The sequence below is a fragment of the Burkholderia sp. AcTa6-5 genome (genome assembly GCF_017815075.1).
Classification (GTDB): domain Bacteria; phylum Pseudomonadota; class Gammaproteobacteria; order Burkholderiales; family Burkholderiaceae; genus Burkholderia; species Burkholderia sola.
The window spans coordinates 316044-336393 of record NZ_JAGIQE010000001.1; the positions used below are offsets into that span (position 1 = coordinate 316044).

Sequence of the window (20350 nt, forward strand, 5' to 3'; positions counted from 1 at the left end):
CCCACACGCCGCATCGTCAGAACTTGTGGCGCAGCCCCAGCGCGACGACGGCCTGATTGCTGTTCGCGGAAGGCGTCATGGTCCAGACCGTCGCGTTGAACGCCGGATTGCCGTTGCCGCCGCTCACGCTCTGGTAAGTGCCTTCGAGATACGCATCCGTGCGCTTCGACAGCGCATAGTCGGCCTGCGCGACGACCTGGTTCCATTTCGGGCGGGTCTGTCCCGTGCGGGTGTCGAAGCGGCCCATCGTGTACGTGTACGCGGCGGCGACGCTCAGCGCGCGCGTGACGAAGTAGCGTCCGTCGATCGAGAAGTTGTCGAACACCAGCGATTCGCCCTTCAGCGGCGCGATGTTGCCGCCCTGGAGCACGCCCGTCACGCCGTCGGTGGTCGAATGCGACCACGCGGCGCCGACCGAGTGCGGCCCGAACGCGTAACGGCCGGCCATCGCCCAGATCTGCTGGTTGCCGCCCGTGATGGTCGCCGAGCCGTCGACCGTGCTCAGCGCGCCGTCCGGATTCGGCGCATTGCGGTCGCGGCTGATCTTCAGGTAGCCGGCGCCGAGCTTCAGCGGCCCGTTCTCGTACGACAAGCCCGTGCTCCACACCGCGTTGTTGGAGAACTGGCCGGGCGTGTTCGAGAACCCGATCATCGCGCCGAAGGTCAACCCGCGAACCGTCGGGCTCGTGTACTTCACCGCGTTATTGATGCGCAGGTTGCGGTTCGAATCGTCGTTGTCGTACGGGTGGACCGCAAGGTTGCCGCCCCAGCCGGGGCCGGACGCGCCGAGCGGCGTCACGAAATCGAGGATCAGGTCGTACTGGCGGCCGAAGGTCAGCGCGCCGGCCGTCCTGGATTCCACGCCGAGCCACGCCTGGCGGCCGAACAGATCGACGCCTTTCTGCGACAGCTTGCCGGTGGTGCCAGAGAAGCCGTTTTCGAGCGCGAAGACCGCGGCCAGTCCGCCGCCGAGATCCTCGCGACCGCGCAGCCCCCAGCGCGACGCATTCAATGCGCCGCTCGTCATCGCGACGCCGCCGCTGCCGGGCGAGCCGGCACCGCGCGTGCGCTGGTTGGTGGAGTAGGTGATCGACGTGTCGATCAGGCCGTACAGCGTCACGCTGCTCTGGGCAAGCGCGACATCCGACACGAAGCCGGTCAGGCAGGCGGCAATGATGGTCCCCGCGACGCGTGCGCCGGCATGCTGGTTCGTTTGGCAGGAATGCATAGGCGTTTTGTTGTTGTTGGGCCGGCCTGGCGGCCGACGGATCGAGCGGCCATTATTGGAGATCGTGCGGCGGTCGATTAAGGCGTTGCACAGGAAAGGTCCTCTGCCCAATCACTCGGAATCGCGGTGGGGCGACTTGCGGGGAGGCGGTCGGGAAGGAGCGGGTGAGACGGTGCGTAGGGTTCGGCGCGCCATCGCGCGACGGTGGTGTGCCGAACGTCTAGACCCGGCCCGAACGCTCGCCGTAGAAATCCCGAGACCGGAATCCACCACGATCGGACGCGATTCCACCTGGAACGACATGGAGCAGGGCAGAATAGGGCGCGCGTGGCGCATGCCGACCGCTGTCGGCAGCGCGCCGATTCACGAAAACCTGTCGAGTCTCCATGGCGTTTCCGATGTCCCCTATCTTGCGTCCCATCCGGTCGGTGTCCCGAACGACGGCCGGTGTTGCATTCGTCGTCAGTCTGCTGTCGGGCTGCGCTGCGCTGTCTTCATCTGCGCCGGTCGACCCTCAGCAGCAGTTCGTTGCGGAGCAGCGAAATGCGAACATGCGATACATCGACAGCCTCGCGGCGTACAAGCCCGTTTTCCAGAATCCCGGCAACTATAGTCGAGCGCAGGTGCTGGAAAAGTACGACGCGGTTCTCTATCAATACTCGCTCGCTGCGGCGAGCTGGGTTCGCGCAATCTATCCTGCCACCCGGCAGACGTTGCCGCCATCCCTGCAACCATTGCCTGCACCGTCCGGGCCGCTCAGCCTGGCGGACGTGAACCGACACTACGAACACGCGCTCGGCATGAACGCCGGCATGTGGGAGATCAGCATGGCCGCGGATTTCGGCAAGCCGTCGAAACTGGCGGTGCCGCGATATGACGGGCCGTTGCTTTTCATGCCGTTCGCACCGCCTTTGCCGCCGCTGCAGGATGTTCGCGATCCGCAGTTCGCGCGGCTGGTAACCATGACGAAGAAGCTGGACGACGCGCAGAAGGCGGACCTCGCTCGACAGAACGCGGCGACCGCGAAACAGATGGCGGAGAACGCCGCGATGCACGCGGCAAACCATCCGCCCGGCCCGAATCCGCTGGACTCGATCGATCCGCGGACCGGGTTGCCGTATCCGGCACCGCAACAGGACACGCAGCGCTGGTGCACGATGATGGGCAACGGTGTGGGTGGTCGGGTGCCGTGTTGAATCGGAGCGGACGACGGCGGGCTGATCCGATGTGACGTGGACGTCATGGTGATCGTCCCAGTCGCGTTCGTCGCCGGCGCTCCCAAGGGTGCAGACGATCAACCTACAGGCCAAAACACGACATTTCTAAAAAGCTACTACAACAAAAAATATCGATAATTCACCTTATGTCAAATTTTAAATAGCCATGATCACCCTCTATGGCGCGGGTTCGGCAATCTCGAATACGTCCATACGCTGAAAAATCTGCCAATCGGGCGCGCCCCCAACTGCAGCGCGCCCACCCTCAACCGACCATCAAACCGCCATCACCGTCACCGACTTCGTGACGAGATACGGCTCCAGCGCTTCCGGCCCGCCTTCCGACCCGTAGCCCGAATCCTTCACGCCGCCGAACGGCATTTCCGGCCACGGCGTCGCCGGCTGGTTGATCCACAGCATCCCGACTTCGAGGCGTTGCGTCAGCAGATGCACGTTCGCGAACGAACGCGTGAACGCGTAGCCGGCCAGACCGAACGGCAGACGGTTCGCCTCGGCGATCGCATCCTCGAGCTTGTCGAACCCGCGAATCGCCGCGACCGGGCCGAACGGCTCGTTGTTGAACACGTCCGCTTCGAGCGGCACGTTCGCGATCACGGTCGGGGCGAAGAAGTTGCCTTCCGCGCCGATCCGCTCGCCGCCGGTCTCGATGCTCGCGCCGACCTTGCGCGCGTTGTCGACGACCGACGCCATCGCGGTCAGGCGTCGCGGGTTCGCGAGCGCGCCGAGCGTCGTGCCTTCGTCGAGACCGTTGCCGATCTTCAGCCCTTCCGCATGCTTGACCAGCGCGCGCGTGAATTCGTCGCGGATGCTGTTGTGCACGAGGAAACGCGTCGGCGAAATGCAGACCTGTCCCGCGTTGCGGAACTTCGCCCCGCCGGCGGCCTTCACTGCGAGCGCGACGTCCGCATCCTCGGCGACGATCACCGGCGCGTGGCCGCCCAGTTCCATCGTCGCACGCTTCATGTGCTGGCCCGCGAGCGCGGCCAGCTGCTTGCCGACCGGCGTCGAACCCGTGAACGTGACCTTGCGGATCACCGGGTGCGGAATCAGGTACGACGAGATTTCAGCCGGATCGCCGTACACGAGACCGATCACGCCCGCCGGCACGCCCGCATCGACGAACGCGCGCAGCAGCGCGGCCGGCGACGCCGGGGTTTCTTCCGGCGCCTTCACGAGGAACGAACAACCAGTGGCGAGCGCGGCGCTCAGCTTGCGCACGACCTGGTTGACCGGGAAATTCCACGGCGTGAACGCCGCGACCGGGCCGACCGGTTCCTTCACGACCGTCTGCTGCGCACCGAGATTGCGCGGCGGCACGATCCGGCCGTACACGCGGCGCCCTTCGTCCGCGAACCATTCGATGATGTCGGCCGCCGACAGCACTTCGACGCGCGCTTCGGTGAGCGGCTTGCCCTGCTCCTGCGTCATCAACTGCGCGATCGCGTCGGCGCGTTCGCGCACCAGCGCGGCCGCCTTGCGCATCGTCGCCGCGCGTTCGTGCGCGGGCACCTTGCGCCATGCTTCGAAGCCGCGCTGCGCGGCGGCGAGCGCACGGTCGAGATCGGCGATGCCCGCGTGGGCCACCTTGCCGATCGCCTTGCCGGTCGCCGGGTTCACGACGTCGATCGTCTTGCCGCTCGCGGCGTCGACCCACTCGCCGTCGATCAGCAGTTGCGTATCCGTATAAGTCACGTTAGCCATCCAGACACCCCTACATTGCGTCGATAAAACGCGCGCGGCCGCGAACGGCCGCACGCCGGTTGACAGAAAAAGCCAAGCCGCCGGGGCAGGCACGCACCCGGCGGCGTCGACGGCAGGCACGCCGGCCCGCCATCGTTGCGCGGCGCACCGCGTTCAGTGCGCGGCCGCCGTCGCCTTGCGGAGTTTCGCGACGTCCGCCGCCTGCACGGCCGGCGCGCCGTTGTTCCAGCCGGCGCGCATGAACGTCAGCACGTCGGCGATCTGCCGGTCGTTCAACTGGTTCGAGAACGCCGGCATCGGATACGCGGACGGCACGCCGCCGATCACGAGCGTGTCGCTGCCGTTCAGCGTCACGTTGATCAGCGACGATGCATCGGCCTCGAGCACGTTCGGATTGCCGGCGAGCGGCGCGAGCAGCGGCGCGTAGCCGCGCCCGTCCACACCGTGGCAATGCAGGCAGTAAGCGTTATACACCTTCGCGCCCGGATCCGTTGCCGGTCGGCCCAGCGCGGCCTGCGTCGCCTTCGGATCGTAGCGGTACGGCGGCGCGCCCGTGCCGCCTGCCGCCGGCAGCGATTTCAGGTAGCGCGAGATCGATGCCAGATCGTCGTCGGTCAGTTCCTGCGTGCTGTGGTTGATCACGCTTACCATCGAGCCGAACGCGGTCGCGTGCTGGTTCGCGCCGGTCTTCAGGAACTGCGCGACGTCGGCCTCGTTCCAGCGGCCGAGCCCGGTGTTGTGCTCGCCGGTCAGGTTCGACGCGAACCAGTTGTCGATCGACGCGCCCGACAGGAACGCCGCGCCGCTTTCGTCGAGCGCCTTCTCCTGGAAGCCGACACCGCGTGGCGTGTGGCACGACCCGCAGTGCCCGAGCCCCTGCACGAGATACGCGCCGCGGTTCCACATTGCGTCCTTCGCCGGCTTGTCCGCGTATGGCGTCGTGTCGAGGAACACCTTGTTCCACAACGCGAGCGGCCAGCGCATGTTGAGCGGCCACGGGATGTCGGATGGCCGGTTCGCCTGCTTCACCGGTTCGACGCCGTGCATGAAGTACGCATACAGCGCCTTCACGTCGTCGTCCCTCAGCTTCGCGTACGACGGATACGGCATCGCCGGATACAGATTGTGACCGTCCTTCGCGACGCCCTTGCGCAACGCGCCGGCGAACTCGGCTTCGGTATAGCCGCCGATGCCGGTCTCCGGGTCGGGCGTGATGTTGGTCGTGTAGATCGCGCCCATCGGCGTGACCATCTTCAGGCCGCCCGCGAACGGCGTGCCGCGCGGCGCGGTGTGGCACGCGACGCAGTCGCCGGCTTTCGCGAGATACGCGCCGCGCGCGACGAGTGCGCTGTCGGCGGGCGCCGCTTGCGCGGCCTGCGCGGCCGTGCCGGCCAGCAGTGCGGACAGCGCGAGCAGCGACGCGCGGAGTGCATTCGGGTTCAGGGTGAGATGTCGCATGGTCGTCCCCTCCTCCTCAGGCCGTTTTCAGCTGGTTGCCGACCGGCAGCTTGCGCAGCCGCGTGCCGGTCGCCGCGAAGATCGCGTTCGCCAGCGCCGCCGCGGTCGCGGCCGTGCCCGGCTCGCCGATCCCGCCCGGCGCCTCGGCGCTCTTCACCAGATGGACTTCGATCGGGGGCACCTCGTTGATTCGCATCATCCGGTAGTCGGTGAAGTTGGTCTGCACGACGCGGCCGTCCTCGATCGTGATCTCGCCGTACAGCGCGCCCGTGATCCCGAAGATGATGCCGCCCTGCACCTGCGCCTCGATCGTGTTCGGATTCACGACCATCCCGCAATCGACCGCGCACACGACGCGCTTGACCTGCACTTCGCCGTCGTCCACCGCGACGTCGATGACGATCGAGAAGAAACTGCCGAACGCATGCATCACCGATACGCCGCGCCCTTGCCCCTTCGGCAGCGACGCGCCCCAACCGGCCGCCTTCGTCGCGACGTCGAGCACGTTGCGGGCGCGCGGCGTCTTGTCGAGCAGCGCGCGACGGTATTGCACCGGGTCGGTCTTGGTCTGCACGGCCAGTTCGTCGATGAAGCTTTCGACGACGAACGTGCTGCGCGTCGGCCCGACGCCGCGCCAGAACGCGGTTGGCACGTGGCGCGGCTCCTGGCGCACGTAGTCGACGAGCTGGTTCGGCAGGTCGTACGGCAGCTCGGCCGCGACCTCGACCGCGTCGGGATCGACGCCGTCCTTGACCGCGGGCGGCGCGAAGCGCGCGAGAATCGACGAGCCGACGATCCGGTGCCGCCACGCGACCGGCTTGCCGTTCGCATCGAGGCCGGCCGAGAGCGTGTCGTAGTAGCACGGCCGGTACATGTCGTGCTGGACGTCTTCCTCGCGCGTCCAGATCACCTTCACCGGGGCATTGACCTGTTTGCCGACCTTCACGGCCTGCCCGATCATGTCGGTCTCGAGCCGCCGGCCGAACCCGCCGCCGAGCAGATGGTTGTGCACGACGATCTTGTCCGGCGACAGGCCGGTCAACTGCTGTGCCGTGTCCCGTGCGCGGGTTGGCACCTGCGTGCCGACCCAGATATCGCAGCCGTCGCCGCGCACGTGCACCGTGCAGTTCACGGGCTCCATCGTCGCGTGCGCGAGCAACGGCTGTTCGTAGACGGCGTCGACGCGCGTCTTGGCGTTCGCGAACGCGTTGCCGACGTCGCCTTCCTTGCGCGCGACCGCGCCCTTGCCGTTCGCCGCCGCCTGCGCGAGATCCGCGAACAGGTCCTTCGTCGACACCTTCGCGCCCGCGCCTTCGTTCCACTTCACGACGAGCGCCGATGCGCCGCGCTTCGCGGCCCACGTGTGGTCGCCGACCACCGCGACCGCGTTGTCGACACGCACGACCTGGCGCACGCCGGGGATCTTCTTCGCCGCCGTGTCGTCGACGCTCGCGACCGTGCCGCCGAACACCGGGCTGTTCACGATCACCGCGTACAGCATGCCGGGCAGGCGCACGTCGAGCCCGAACTGCGCGGTGCCGTCGACCTTCTCCGGCGAATCGAGGCGCTTCGCGGGCGTGCCGATCAGCTTGAAATCCGCCGGCTGCTTCAGCGCGACGTCCTTCGGCACCGGCAGTTTCGCCGCGGCGTCGGCCAACTGGCCGTACGATGCGCGCCGGCCGGTCGGCGGATGCTGCACTTCGCCGTTTGCCGCGCGGCAACTGGCCGGATCGACGTTCCATTGCTTCGCGGCCGCCGAGACCAGCAGCGTGCGCGCGGTGGCGCCCGCGCGGCGCAGCGGTTCCCACGCGTAGCGCACCGACGTCGAGCCGCCGGTGAGCTGGCCGCCGAGCAGCGGATCGAGGAACAGCTTCTCGTTCGGCGGCGCATGATCGAGCGTGACGCTCGACAGCGGCACCTCGAGCTCTTCCGCGATCAGCATCGGCAGCGCCGTATAGACACCCTGCCCCATCTCGACCTTCGGCATCACCAGCGTGATCTTGCCGGCGCGGTCGATCTGCACGAATGCGTTCGGGGCGAACACGCCCGACGGTGCGGGCTCGGCTGCGTCGCCGCCGATCACCGAGCGGCGCGCATCGTCGCCCGCCGCCGGCAGGCTGAAGCCGAGCAGCAAGCCGCCGCCGGCCGCCGCGCCGAGCGACATGCCGAGTTTCAGAAACCCGCGGCGCGACACACCGGCGCCGACCCTGCCTGCTTCGAGGAGTCCTCGCGACATGTCAGGCCTCCTTCGCGGCTTGTTTGACGGCCGCGCGAATGCGGTGGTACGTGCCGCAGCGGCAGATGTTGCCGGCCATGGCCGCGTCGATGTCGGCATCGCTCGGGTTCGGGTTCGATGCGATCAGCGCGGTGGCGGCCATCACCTGCCCCGACTGGCAGTAGCCGCACTGGACGACGTCGAGCTCGCGCCACGCCTGCTGGACCTTGTGGCCGGCCGGCGTCGCGCCGACGGCTTCGATCGTCGTGATCTTGCGGCCCGCGACGGCGGCGACCGGCAGCACGCACGAACGCGCGGCCACGCCGTCGAGATGCACGGTGCACGCGCCGCATTGCGCGATCCCGCAGCCGAACTTGGTGCCGGTCAGGCCGACGACGTCGCGCAGCACCCAGAGCAAGGGCATGTCGTCGGGGGCGTCGACCGAGCGGGTTTCGCCGTTGATGTTGAGGGTGATCATTCAGCCTCCGGGGCCGTTGTATTGGGGAGCGGCGCGAACGATGCGCGCCGCGTCATGGGGGCGTCGCCGTTGCGTCGTGCGCAACGGGTGCCGCGCGGCCCGGGTGCGGGCGAGCCGCGGCGGTGGTGTTGCGGGCTTGCGTCGTTACTCGGCCACGTCGATGGCCGACAGCACCTTGATGACGGGCGGTGCGGTGAACCAGTCGGCCGACTTCGTGCGGAATTCGCCGAAATACGGGCTGGCGAGATGCGCGTCGAACGCCGCCTGGTCGTCGTAGATCTCGTACAGATGCAGGGTTGGCGCGCCGTCCTGCTCGCGGAACAGGTCGTAGCGCCGGTTGCCCGGCTCGGTGCGTGTCTTCGCGACCATACCGCGCAGTTCGGCCTCGGCGGCCTGCGCGTGTTCGGGTTTCAGGAACAGCGAAGCAATCACGTGAAGCGCCATTTTCTACTCCTTTGAAAACGGAAACGAGCATGCCACAAGCCGGCGTCTCGCGACGCCAGCGTGCAGCGGTTGTCTGTCGCCGAACGGCGGGATCAGGCCAGTTCGTCCGGGCCGACGCGCACGACGACCTTGCCGAAATTCTTGCCGGCCAGCAAGCCGATCAGCGCTTGCGGCGCGTCGGCGAGATCGGGCACGACGTCTTCGAGCGTCTTGACCTTGCCCTGCGCGACCCACTCGCTCATGTCCTTCAGGAACGGCGCATAGCCGGTTGCATAGTGATCGAGGATGATGAAACCCTGCACGCGAATGCGCTTGCGCAGGATCGCGCCCATCAGCGCCGGCACGCGGTCACGGCCGGTCGACACGGCCTTGTCGTCGTAGGCCGCGTCGTTGTAGTGCGCAATGATGCCGCAGACCGGCACCCGCGCATGGTCGTTCAGCAGCGGCCACACTGCGTCGAACACCGCGCCGCCGACGTTCTCGAAATACACGTCGATGCCGTTCGGGCACGCGTCCTTCAGCTTCGCAGCGAACGCCGGATCGCGATGGTCGACGCACGCGTCGAAGCCGAGCGTGCCGGTCACGTACGCGCACTTGTCGGCGCCCCCCGCGACGCCGACCACGCGGCAACCCTTCAGCTTCGCGATCTGGCCGACCACCGCGCCGACCGCACCGCTCGCGGCCGCGACGACCACGGTTTCGCCGGCCTTCGGTTCGCCGATCTTCAGCAGCCCGGTGTATGCGGTGAAGCCCGGCATGCCGAGCACGCCGAGCGCGTACGACGGGTGCGCGAAATCGCGGCCGAGCGGGATCAGGTCGCGCCCGTCGGACAGCGCGTAGTCCTGCCAGCCGGCGCCGGCGACGACGAGATCGCCTTCGCGAAACGCGGGCAGGTTCGACGACACCACGCGGCTGACCGTGCCGCCGACCATCGGCTGGCCCAGTTCGGCGGGCGGCGCATAGGACGGCGCATCGCTCATCCGGCCGCGCATGTACGGGTCGAGCGACAACCAGACGGTGCGCAGCAGCACCTGACCGGGGCCGGGAACCGGCACGTCACCGGTTTCGGCGCGGAAGTTGTCCGGCGTCGGTGCGCCGACCGGGCGCGAATTCAGGACGATCTGGCGGTTTGCGATCTTGCTTTGCGGCATGTGTGCCTCCGTCAACAGGAATGAACGTGCTTCGTGGGCACGATCGGATCAGGGATGGACCAGCGGGAAGTGCGCGTCTGCGGCGGCATCGGCAAGCAGGCCGGTGCGGTCGCAGGCAGGCGGTGGGAACGATCGGGACAGCGTAACGCGGCGTGAAGCGTTCGTCATGAGTGATTGAGTAGACCAGTCGTCTAGGGTCAAGGCAAAAACAAGGCGCGCCGATGCGCGCCCGGACTACGACTGCGCACCGTCGGATGCGGCCGGCGGCAGGCTCAGCATGCGCCGCGTTTCGGCCATCGCCCTTTCGAGCGGCTGGCGGTTGCGGTGAATCTTTTCCAGCAGTGTCGCGCCCAGCCACAGCTCGTACAGGATCGCGGCCGTGTGCGACGGATCGTCGACGCCGCTCAGCGAACCGTCGGCGAGCCCGGCCTCGATGCCGCCCGCGAGCCGCTCGATGATCTGGCTGGTGCCGCGCCGCAGCACCGCGCGCATCGCTTCCGACAGATCCGACACTTCCGCGCCGAGCTTCACCGCGAGGCACTTGCCTTCCGGATCGTCCGCGCATTGCGTGTGCAGCCAGTTGCCCCAGTACGTCATCAGGCGCTCGGCGCCCGTGCCGGCCTGCTGCTTGAGCAGCTTGTCGAGATGCGCGAGATAGCCTTCGAAATACGATTCGAGCAGCGCTTCGCCGAATGCTTCTTTCGAGCCGAAGTAATGGTAGAACGAGCCCTTCGGGATGCCCGCCGCAGCGAGAATCTCGTTCAGACCGACCGCCGAGAACCCCTTGTGGAGCATGATCGGCTTCGCGATGTTCAGGATGTGCTGGCGGACTTCGGCGCCTGAAGATGCATTCATGATGGCGTATGGTAGCAACGATTAGACCGGTCGTCTAGTAACGTCGAGCCGGCATGTTGAGCGGCACTTTACCCGATCCCAGTCGTGCGCCCAATGCCCGGCCGGCGTGCTGCTCGCCCGCGCGTGCCGTCTGCGCGTGGCGCGTCATGTCGACGACTCGGTTTCGCCGTCAGCGCGGCGCTTCGTCGGCACGCTTTCTCGTGCGCGCCCGCCGCTCGCTCCGCTCGACGGCCGGGATGGTCTTGACGCCGCGCAACGGCGGCCGGCGCACCCGCGCCGCCATCTCGCGCCTCAGCGCGTCAAGTTCGGCGCTGCGCGCCGCGTCGGCCGCCAGTGCGCCGTCGAGCTGCCCCTGAAGCACGCCGCAGCGATGCAGCGCGTCACCGAGTTGCGCCTGTAGCGCGGCCGCTTCCTTCCGCTGCTGCGCGTCGCGCTGTTCCGCGCGCGATGTCGCCGCGTCGAGTTCCTTTTGCAAGCGCGCGGTCGCGAGCCGCTCGCGATCGATTTCCTGAAGCGCCCGCTTTTCCGATGCGCGCAGCCGCTCTTCGGCGCGCCCGGTGTCGTCGCGCAGCCGGTCGAGCTGGGTGGTGAAGTCCGCACGGGCCTGCGCGAGTGCACGGTCGCCCTCCGCGTTGTCTGCCTTCAGGCGTTCGATATCCGCTTGCATTGCCCGCCGCGATGCATCGTCCGCCGCTCTTGCCTGCTCCAGTTCCTGAATGCGGACCTGCGCAGCCAGCAGCGCGGCCGTGCGTTGCTCCAGCGCGGTTTCGGTGCGGGCCAGTTCGGCTTGCAGCGTCGCCACTTCTGCTTGCGCCGCTGCCCGCTCGGCCTCGACTTCCGCGCGCAGCGCGTCGAGTGCGGCGGCCGCGTCGGTGCTCGACCGGTTCCATAGCGCCGCAACCAGTTCGCCGGCCGCCGCCTGCAGATCGGCCGGCAGGTCCGGATGCTCGATGCGCACACGGCTCTTTTCCCGCAGCTCGGCCCAGAACTCCCCGAGAACGGCTGTCGGCGTGCTCATGCTGCCCTTGCGCACGAGCTGGTACAGGCGGTTGGCCGTCGGCGTGATGCCGAAACGGAAGAACAGCAGTGCGCAGGCTTCGCGGTACAGCTCGCGGGTTTTCGGGAAGTCGGCCTTGAGGCGCTCGATTTCGGCGGTCAGGCGGGGTTCATCGGCGGCGAGGTCGGACATGGCGGGCTTCGAAGGAAATTTAGTAAGTAATATAACGTAAACCGTTAAATACCCAATTTTTCAGGGTTTAGATTTGACATTATTTCTATAATGTTGAATCGTCGGCTTCGGGCGGCCCTCCCCGATCACAGCGTTGAATCTTCCCGCCCAGCCCGCCTTCGCGTCGAGCATCGCGCCCCGTTGCCCCGCTATCCGGCCGCCTGTCACGGACCTGCCATCGTCGACCGGTAGCGTTCGAGCTTCCCCCCGTTTTCTACAGACGAACCCGCCATGCAGCGCCCGTCGCGCGCCACGTCCCACGTTTACACAGCCACGTCCCGGGCCCTCGCCGTCAGCCTCGCGATCAACCTGCTGTTGCTCGCCGTCGAGGCGGCGGCGGCATGGTCCGCGCATTCGTCGGGGCTGCTCGCGGACGTCGCGCACGCGGCGATCGATCTCGCAGCCGATGCGCTGCTCCTCGTCGCCTGCCGGTTCGACGCGCGCCTGCCGCCGGAGCGCCGCCCGACCTACGAGCCGCTCGCGCTCGCGGGCCTCGGCGCATTGCTGGCCGTAACCGGTGCGCAGATGATCTGGCATGCGCTGACGCGGTTCGATACGCCGCCCGTCGTGCAGCCGGGCGCGACCGCGCTTGCGCTGGTTGTCGTCACGCTCGCCGGCAAGGCCGTGCTGTCGTACTGGATGCTGCGCAAGGCGCGCGAGACCGGCTCCGCGCTGCTCGAGGCAAGCGGCTGGCACGTGCGGACCGATGCGCTGTCGTCGTTGCTCGCGGCGCTCGCGATGAGCGCGGCGCTGGTCGGCTTCGGCCGTCTCGACGACCTCGCGGCGCTCGCGATCGGCGCGCTCGTGATCCGCACGGGCGCCGGGTTCGTCCGTCGCGGCTGGGCGCAGTGGCCGGCATGGGCGGATTGGGCGAATCGCTCGACGCGCGGGTCGTGAACGCCGCGGGTGTCGCCCAACGCCCGATTCGCGCCCATGCCTGTACGATCGGCCCCGCGTAACAGGCTATCGTTTGTTTTTCGTTGATACAGGCTATGATTTGTATTTGTACAATACATGCCATAAACTGTATTTTCCGATTACAAACGATCGCCTGTCATCTCGCGGAGCGCCCGATGGCCTTTCCAGTCCAGACCCTGACCCAGTTGCGCCCGATACTCGTCGGCTTCCGGAAATCCGCGGGGCTCACGCAGGCGCAACTGGCCGCCCGCCTCGGCATCACCCAGCAATCCTATGCCCAGCTCGAAGCCAACCCGTCGGCGGTCAGCATCGAACGGCTTTTCAAGGTGCTGAACGCGCTCGGCGTTCGGATGATGCTCAGCCCGGACGAACGGGATGCGCCGGCGGAAGCGGCCGATTCGGCTTCCGGCGCCGAGCCGCCGGCGCGCCGCAAGCCGGTCGCGAGCAAGCGCGGCGCCACGGCCGCCCAGGCCTCGACCGGAGCCGCGGCCGACGCCGCGCGGAAGCGCCCGGCAGCGACGACTCGCGCCAGGCCACGCGTGTCGAAGCGGGAGGACTGGTGACGATGGCCGCACGTGCCCGCCACGACCGGCTCGACCTGTGGATGAACGGCATTCCCGTCGGGTACTGGGAAATCCGCCGCGGCGTCGAACGTCTCGTCTACCTGCCGGACTGGCTCGAGGATCCCCAGGGCCGGCCCCTGTCGTTGTCGCTGCCCTTCACGCCCGGCAACCAGCCGCACCAGGGCGCGATCGTGGCCGACTACTTCGACAACCTGCTGCCGGACAGCGAGCCGATCCGCCGCCGCATCGCGCAGCGTTACCGGCTCGGATCGACGGCGCCGTTCGAATTGCTCGCGTCGATCGGCCGCGACTGCGTCGGCGCGATCCAGATGCTGCCGCCGGGCGAGACGCCGGTCGATCTCGAGGCCATCGAAGGCGCGACGCTCGACGACGCAGCCGTCGCCGACGTGCTGCGCCACGCGACCGCCGCGCCGTTGCCCGGCCGCGCGGAGCCGGACGCCGACCTGCGCCTGTCGATTGCCGGCGCGCAGGAAAAGACCGCGCTGCTGCGTCGGCGCAATCGCTGGCTGCGGCCGTCGGGCAGCACGCCGACGACGCACATCTTCAAGCTGCCGCTCGGGCGTGTCGGCAACATGCAGGCCGACATGCGCACGTCCGTCGAAAACGAATGGCTGTGCTCGAAACTCGTCGCCGCGTACGGCCTGCCGGTCGCGCCGTGCGAGATCGGCCGGTTCGACGACCAGAAGGCGCTGATCGTCGAGCGCTTCGACCGGCGTCCGTCGCGCGACGGCTCGTGGATCCTGCGATTGCCGCAGGAGGACATGTGCCAGGCGACCGGCACGCCATCGGGAGCGAAATACGAATCGGACGGCGGCCCCGGCATCGAGACGATCATGGGCATCCTCGCGAACTCGGCCGAAGCGTCGCGCGACCGGATGAATTTTTTCGTCGCCCAGCTCGTGTTCTGGGTGCTGGCGGCGATCGACGGCCACGCGAAGAATTTCAGCATCGCGCACCTGCCCGGCAATGCGTATCGAAGCACGCCGCTGTACGACGTGCTGTCCGCGCATCCGATCATCGGCACGCGCCGCAACCAGATTCCGCCGCGCCGCGCACGCCTCGCGATGGCCGTCTGCGGGAAGAACCGGCACTACGTGATCGGCGAAATCCAGCCGCGCCACTGGATCGCGCAGGGCCGCCGCGTCGGCCTGACCGAAGACGACGTGCGCGTCGCGATGGCGGCCGTCGCCGCACGGACGGAGCCCGCGATTGCCGAAGCCGCCGCTCAGATTCCGGCGGATTTTCCCGCGGACGTGGCCGACGCGATCTTCGACGGCATGCGTCGGCAAAGCCGCAAGCTCACGGCGGCCGATCCGGCGTGATCGAAGGCGTGCGCGGCGGCATAACGGCCGCCGGCGCCAGGTCGTTCAGCCGGCGTCGCGCGCGCGGGCGAGTGCCGCGAGGTTGCCCTCGCCGAAACCGTGGTGCCCCTTGCGCTGCACGATCTCGAAGAAGATCTCGCCGGGGCGGCGTTTGACGAAGGTCTGGAAGAACAGCCTCGGCACGCCGTCGCTGCCGATTTCGCCGTCGACCAGCACCGCGCGGCGGCGCAACGCGTCGAGATCGACGCCATGCGCCGGCAGCCGCGCATCGACGTCGTCGTAATAGCGTGCGGGCGGCTCGATGAACTCGACACCGTTCGCACGCAGCGCATCGACGCACGCCAGGATGTCGTCGGTGGCCAGCGCGACGTGCTGCACGCCCTCGCCCGGATGGTCGGGCAGGTACGCATGCATCAGCTCGGTGCGCCGCGTACCTTCCTCATAGACCGGAATCCGCACCGCGCCGCACGGCGACACCATCACGCGCGATTCCTCCGACACATGCCAATGCGCGTCGATCTGGTGGATCTCGCGGAAATGCAGCAAGTCATGGTAGAAATCCAGCCACTCCTGCATGCGGCCCGCGCCGACGGTTTGCGTGAAGTGGTCGACCTGCTGCAGGCCGACGCCCGCGCAATCGAGATCGGTATGCGCGGTCGCGATGTCGATCGGCCGGAAATCGATGTCGAAGATCGAGATGTCGCCGACGCCGCCGCGCTGGCCGTCCCGCCCGCGCCACCGGTCGACGAAATACAGGTGCGAATCGCCGATGCCCTGGATCGCCGGAATCTTCAGTTCGCCGACGCCGACCTTTTCGCCTTCGAACGCCCACGCACCGAGCTGGATCGCGCGCTCGAACGCGCGCCGGGCGTTCGCCACGCGCAACCCGATCGCGCACACGCCCATCCCGTATTCCTCCGCATAGCGCGCGGCGAACGACTCGGGTTCGGCGTTGATCAGGAAATGCATCTGCCCCTGCCGGTACAGCGTGACGTTCTTGCTAACGTGCCGCGCGATCGCCTTGAACCCGAACTGCTCGAAGCGCTGCGCAAGCGCGTCCGGCACGGGCGCCGCGAATTCGACGAATTCGAGGCCGGCCATCCCGAGCGGATTGGCGGCCGGATCGGCGACGGGCGGCGTATCGCTGGACAACGGGTGGGAATTGCCGGGCATTCCAGTCTCCGGGGGCATGCGGTCGATGGGGGAATGGTGCCTGTCGCGTGCGGCATGCGCGGCCGATGTGGCGGCCGCACTTCCGCCCCGGACGGGCGAGTTGTCGATGCTGCAGATTTTAACCAGATCGTTCACGGCGGCACACCCCGGCCGAACGGGATATCGACACGCCGCCTAGTGCAAACCCGAAAATCGTTCGATAATCGCACGAAATTGAACGATAATCGCGCACATTATCCGATTGGCCAATTGCCGCCGTGCGGCGCGCGCCCTATTCTCCGTTCACCCATCGACTTCAATGCAGCATCGGACGCGGCGCCGCCACGATTCCACGATGCGCCGTGCCAGGAGACACCGCCATGACCCCTACCTTCGACACCCTCGACGCCGCCGCCGGCGCGCGTGCACGCAGCCAGGCCCGCAAGGCCGCGATCGGCAGCTTCGTCGGCGCCGTCGTCGACTGGTACGACTTCCTGCTGTATGGAATCGTCGCCGCGCTGGTATTCAATTCCGAGTTTTTCCCGAAAGTCAGCCCGACGATGGGCACGCTTGCGGCGTTCGCCACCTTCGGCGTCGGCTTCCTGTTCCGGCCGCTCGGCGGCATCGTGTTCGGCCACTACGGCGACCGGCTCGGCCGCAAGCGGATGCTCGTGCTGACCGTGATGCTGATGGGGCTGTCGACGGTCGCGATCGGCCTGCTGCCGACGTTCGCGACGATCGGCTGGTGGGCGCCCGTGCTGCTGGTGCTGATGCGCGCGATCCAGGGTTTCGCGGTCGGCGGCGAATGGGGCGGCGCGGCGCTGATGGCCGTCGAGAGCGCGCCGAAGCAGAAGAAGGCGTTCTACAGCAGCGGCGTGCAGGTCGGCTACGGCGTCGGGCTCGTGCTGGCCACCGGCATCGTCTCGATCCTGAGCCATACGCTCGGCGAGGCCGCGTTCAAGTCGTGGGGCTGGCGCCTGCCGTTCGTGTTCAGCATCGTGCTGGTGCTGATCGGGCTCTGGGTGCGCAAGAACATGGACGAATCGCAGGAGTTCGTCGACAAGGTCGAGCACGGCAACCGCAAGCTGCGCCTGCCGGTGCTGGAAGCGCTGACGCGCCACCCGAAGGCGTTCCTGCTGATCGTCGCGCTGCGGCTCGCCGAACTGTTCACGATGTACATCGTCACCGCGTTCGCGCTCAGCTATTCGACGACGAACCTCGGCATGTCGCGCGACCTGTTCCTGAACATCGGCCTGCTGGTCGGCGCGGTGAGCTGCGTGACGATCCCCTGCTTCGCGTGGCTGGCCGATCGCTACGGCCTGCGCCGCATCTACCTGATCGGCGCGCTGATCGGCCTTGCGTCCGCGGTGCCGTTCTTCGTCGCGCTGGAGTCGCGCTCGATCGCGTGGATCGTGATCTTCTCGATCCTGCTGGCGAACGCCGCGCACGACATGGTCGTGAGCGTCCAGCAGCCGCTGTTCACCGAGCTGTTCGGCGCCGAATATCGCTACAGCGGCGCGGGCGTCGGCTATCAGTTCGCGAGCGTCGTCGGCGGCGGGTTCACGCCGTTCATCGCGGTCGGGCTCGTCAGCGTGGCCGGCGGTTCGTGGCACCTCGTGGCCGGCTATCTGGCGGCCGGCTGCCTGATCTCGCTGGTGGTCGCCGCGCGGATGCGGGCGGCGCAATGATCGCCTGACCGGATGGCCGACCCGATTCACGGTCGGCCAAGCGGCCGGTCATGCGGCCATGCCGGCCGACATTCGACCTGCTGCAATTCGACCTGCTACATCGCGGGCGCGACGTCAAACACTGTCAGTTACGCGCGCCGATTCCCCTTTTCCCCCTCCGAACATTCCACGCCGCGTGCCGACCAATGGCATCATATGGGCCTACGTCAGTCACCGATACGCCCCCATATCATGTCGAATCTCATCGTCCACGGCGGCACTCCGCTGCGCGGGGACATCAAGCCGTCCGCGAACAAGAACGCCGTCCTGCCGATTCTGTGCGCCACCCTGTTGACCGATCAGCCGCTGCGTCTCGTCGGCGTGCCGGACATCACCGACGTGCGCAAGATTCTCGATATCTTCCGCACGCTCGGCAGCGACGTGTCGGTCGATTTCACGACGGGTCTGCTCGAGCTTCACCATCGCAACACGACGTTCGATCCGGCCGTCCATCGGCTGCCCGAGGCGATGCGTTCGTCGATCATGCTGATTCCGCCGCTGCTCGCGCGCTTCGGTGTTGCGCGCCTCGAGAACGACGTGAAAGGCTGCACGCTCGGCGTGCGCGAGATCGATCCGCACGTCGAGGTGTTCGAACGTTTCGGCGCGCACATCGAACGCACGCCCGATTCGCTGATCGTTCGTACCGACGGCCCGCTGACGGCCAACGATCACTGGCTCGACTACGCGTCGGTAACGACCACGGAGAACTTCGCGCTGTGCGCGACGGCCGCGAACGGCACGTCGACGCTGATGAACGCGGCCTCCGAGCCGCACGTGCAGGAGTTCAGCCAGTTCCTCGCGATGATCGGCGTCGCGATCGAGGGCATCGGCACGTCGCGGCTGTGCGTGACGGGCGGCGGCAAGCTCGGCGGCGGCGAGTTCCGCTTCGCCGAGGACTTCCATGAAATCGCGACGTTCCTCGCGCTCGGCGCGATCACCGGCGGCGACATCACGGTGCGCAATTCGTCGCCCGAGCATTTCCCGCTGATCGACCGCACGTTCGCGAAATTCGGCGTCACCGTCACGCACCGCGACGGCTGGTCGCGCGCGGAACGCGACGGCCCGCTGCGCGTGCGCCGGCCGTTCACGCAGAACATCCTGACCAAGGTCGAGGCCGCGCCGTGGCCGTACCTGCCGGTCGACCTGCTGCCGATCTTCATCGCGCTCGGCGTGCGTGCGGAAGGCAGCGCGATGTTCTGGAACAAGGTCTACGACGGCGCGCTCGGCTGGTCCGGCGAACTGTCGAAGTTCGGCGCACACGTGCTGCTGTCCGATCCGCACCGGCTGATCACGTTCGGCGGGCTGCAACTGACGCCGGCGCGCGTCGAGAGCCCGTACATCATTCGCGTCGCGATCGCGCTGCTGATGGTGGCCGCGAGCATCGAAGGCCGTTCGGAAATCATGAACGCGCTGCCGATTCGCCGCGCGCATCCGCATTTCGTCGAAAACCTGCGTTCGGTGGGCGCGAACGTCGAGTGGACGAGTAGCGAGTAAAGTCATGACGGATGCGGCGCGCGTAACGGTCGCGTCGCATCCGGTTCTCGCGCTTTTCATGCCGTATCGGTCGCTTCCATGCGCGGCCGCGCTGCGCTCTGCCATCGGCCGCCATCTATTCACGTCAGCACACTGCGTGCTGCTTCACGCTTCTTCCCGCAGTCTGCGCCAGCCTGGCGATGCATCGTCGGAACGTCTACTTCCGCGACCCGTCGGCCTTTTCCCGCTCGCCGAAAACCAGATTCAGACCTGTCCAATTGCCGAAACGTGAGCCCCTATCCGGCGGGCAAGGATCGCGGATCAACCGATCTCCCGTTCCCCCACCAGTCGCGCGATAATCGCCCACTCCTGCGCGAACACCGCGCGCCATAGCCCATCCGTGATGACGAAAAAGCCCGAACTCGACCGACGCGACTGGATTGCCGGCCTCGAAAAAGGCCTGATGATCCTGGAGGCTTTCGACAGCCAGCACGCGCGCATGACGCCCACGCAGGCCGCCGCACGCACGGGCCTCACGCGCACGGCCGCGCGGCGCTACCTGTTGACGCTCGAATCGCTCGGCTACGTGTACACCGACGGCAAGCTGTACGGCCTCACGCCGCGCGTGCTGCGGGTCGGCTGGTCGTACTTCGATTCGGCGCGGCTGCCGCGCACGGTCCAGCCTTATCTGCAGCAACTGAGCGCGTCGCTGAACGAATCGGCGTACGTCAGCGTGCTCGACGGCTGGGAACTCGTGTTCATCGCCCGCAACGGCGTGTCGCGCGTGATGACGACGGGTTTCGTGCTCGGCGCGCGCGTGCCGGCGCCGCTGACGTCGCCCGGCGTCGTGCTGCTCGCCCATCATCCCGATCGCGAAGCCGTGCGCGCGTGGCTCGACGAGACCGAGCTGCCGCCGTTCACGCCGCACACGATCACCAACAAGGCGCGGCTGCTCGAACAGGTCGACCATGCGCGCGACGCCGGCTACGCGGCGATCGAGCAGCAACTGCAGGTCGGCGTTCGCGGGATCGCGGTGCCGCTGAAAAACCGTCACGGCGAAGTCGTCGCCGCGCTGAGCACGAACATGCCGATCGGCGCGGAGACAACCGACGCGGCCGTGCGACGTGTGCTGCCGCATCTGCAGGAAGCCGCGCTCGCGATGCTCAACGTGCTGTAGC

The 20350-nt window shown here is 67.6% G+C and carries 17 protein-coding genes; 7 read left to right on the forward strand and 10 right to left on the reverse strand.

Annotated features, from left to right (window positions below; translation table 11 throughout):
* Positions 1-16: 16 nt before the first annotated feature.
* Entirely contained in the window at positions 17-1228 is a 1212-nt protein-coding gene (locus J8I33_RS01315; RefSeq protein WP_209932698.1) for a porin, read from the reverse strand.
* Positions 1229-1614: 386 nt separating this feature from the next.
* On the opposite strand from J8I33_RS01315, the gene J8I33_RS01320 reads away from it, so the two are divergent.
* Positions 1615-2424 carry a hypothetical protein gene (locus tag J8I33_RS01320; protein WP_245171265.1) on the forward strand — a complete coding sequence of 270 codons (810 nt, stop codon included), beginning with the start codon at positions 1615-1617 and terminating at the stop codon, positions 2422-2424.
* A gap of 297 nt (positions 2425-2721) precedes the next feature.
* Here J8I33_RS01320 and J8I33_RS01325 read toward each other — a convergent pair whose 3' ends face one another.
* The 8 genes from J8I33_RS01325 to J8I33_RS01360 form a co-directional block, all read right to left on the reverse strand.
* Positions 2722-4167: an NAD-dependent succinate-semialdehyde dehydrogenase gene (locus J8I33_RS01325; protein ID WP_050011075.1), complete on the reverse strand. Its 1446-nt coding sequence runs from the start codon at positions 4165-4167 to the stop codon at positions 2722-2724.
* 153 nt (positions 4168-4320) lie between these two features.
* Positions 4321-5625, reverse strand: a complete 1305-nt coding sequence (locus J8I33_RS01330) for a cytochrome c (protein WP_050011074.1) — start codon at positions 5623-5625, stop codon at positions 4321-4323.
* A 16-nt stretch (positions 5626-5641) separates the two neighbouring features.
* Entirely contained in the window at positions 5642-7861 is a 2220-nt protein-coding gene (locus tag J8I33_RS01335) for a xanthine dehydrogenase family protein molybdopterin-binding subunit (RefSeq protein ID WP_124554275.1), read from the reverse strand.
* A gap of 1 nt (position 7862) precedes the next feature.
* Positions 7863-8318: a (2Fe-2S)-binding protein gene (locus J8I33_RS01340; RefSeq protein ID WP_006479019.1), complete on the reverse strand. Its 456-nt coding sequence runs from the start codon at positions 8316-8318 to the stop codon at positions 7863-7865.
* Between the two features lie 144 nt (positions 8319-8462).
* Positions 8463-8762: a putative quinol monooxygenase gene (locus J8I33_RS01345; RefSeq protein WP_050011072.1), complete on the reverse strand. Its 300-nt coding sequence runs from the start codon at positions 8760-8762 to the stop codon at positions 8463-8465.
* Positions 8763-8854: 92 nt separating this feature from the next.
* Complete coding sequence (locus J8I33_RS01350; protein ID WP_050011071.1) at positions 8855-9913, reverse strand: NADP-dependent oxidoreductase; 1059 nt, start codon at positions 9911-9913, stop codon at positions 8855-8857.
* A gap of 234 nt (positions 9914-10147) precedes the next feature.
* The gene (locus J8I33_RS01355; RefSeq protein WP_050011070.1) at positions 10148-10768 is read right to left on the reverse strand and encodes a TetR/AcrR family transcriptional regulator; all 621 of its coding nucleotides are present in this window, start codon (positions 10766-10768) and stop codon (positions 10148-10150) included.
* Between the two features lie 169 nt (positions 10769-10937).
* Positions 10938-11957 (reverse strand): DNA-binding protein, encoded by a 1020-nt coding sequence (locus tag J8I33_RS01360; protein ID WP_050011069.1) that lies wholly within the window; start codon positions 11955-11957, stop codon positions 10938-10940.
* Positions 11958-12227: 270 nt separating this feature from the next.
* On the opposite strand from J8I33_RS01360, the gene J8I33_RS01365 reads away from it, so the two are divergent.
* The 3 genes from J8I33_RS01365 to J8I33_RS01375 all read left to right on the forward strand — a co-directional run bounded on the left by J8I33_RS01365 (position 12228) and on the right by J8I33_RS01375 (position 14820).
* Positions 12228-12893, forward strand: coding sequence for a cation diffusion facilitator family transporter (locus J8I33_RS01365; protein WP_050011068.1), 666 nt, complete (start codon positions 12228-12230; stop codon positions 12891-12893).
* A 176-nt stretch (positions 12894-13069) separates the two neighbouring features.
* Entirely contained in the window at positions 13070-13477 is a 408-nt protein-coding gene (locus J8I33_RS01370) for a helix-turn-helix transcriptional regulator (RefSeq protein WP_050011067.1), read from the forward strand.
* Positions 13478-13479: 2 nt separating this feature from the next.
* On the forward strand, positions 13480-14820 hold the full coding sequence (locus tag J8I33_RS01375) for a type II toxin-antitoxin system HipA family toxin (RefSeq protein ID WP_209932700.1): 1341 nt from the start codon (positions 13480-13482) through the stop codon (positions 14818-14820).
* Positions 14821-14865: 45 nt separating this feature from the next.
* On the opposite strand, the gene J8I33_RS01380 is transcribed toward J8I33_RS01375, so the two are convergent.
* Positions 14866-15993, reverse strand: a complete 1128-nt coding sequence (locus tag J8I33_RS01380) for a VOC family protein (protein WP_209932701.1) — start codon at positions 15991-15993, stop codon at positions 14866-14868.
* A gap of 359 nt (positions 15994-16352) precedes the next feature.
* Here J8I33_RS01380 and shiA point away from each other — a divergent pair, with 359 nt between their 5' ends.
* The 3 genes from shiA (at position 16353) to J8I33_RS01395 (ending at position 20349) form a co-directional block, all read left to right on the forward strand.
* Complete coding sequence (gene shiA / locus J8I33_RS01385) at positions 16353-17660, forward strand: shikimate transporter (protein ID WP_089489376.1); 1308 nt, start codon at positions 16353-16355, stop codon at positions 17658-17660.
* 231 nt (positions 17661-17891) lie between these two features.
* On the forward strand, positions 17892-19193 hold the full coding sequence (locus tag J8I33_RS01390; RefSeq protein WP_124554271.1) for a UDP-N-acetylglucosamine 1-carboxyvinyltransferase: 1302 nt from the start codon (positions 17892-17894) through the stop codon (positions 19191-19193).
* 382 nt (positions 19194-19575) lie between these two features.
* Positions 19576-20349: an IclR family transcriptional regulator C-terminal domain-containing protein gene (locus tag J8I33_RS01395; RefSeq protein WP_050011062.1), complete on the forward strand. Its 774-nt coding sequence runs from the start codon at positions 19576-19578 to the stop codon at positions 20347-20349.
* Position 20350: the final 1 nt, after the last annotated feature.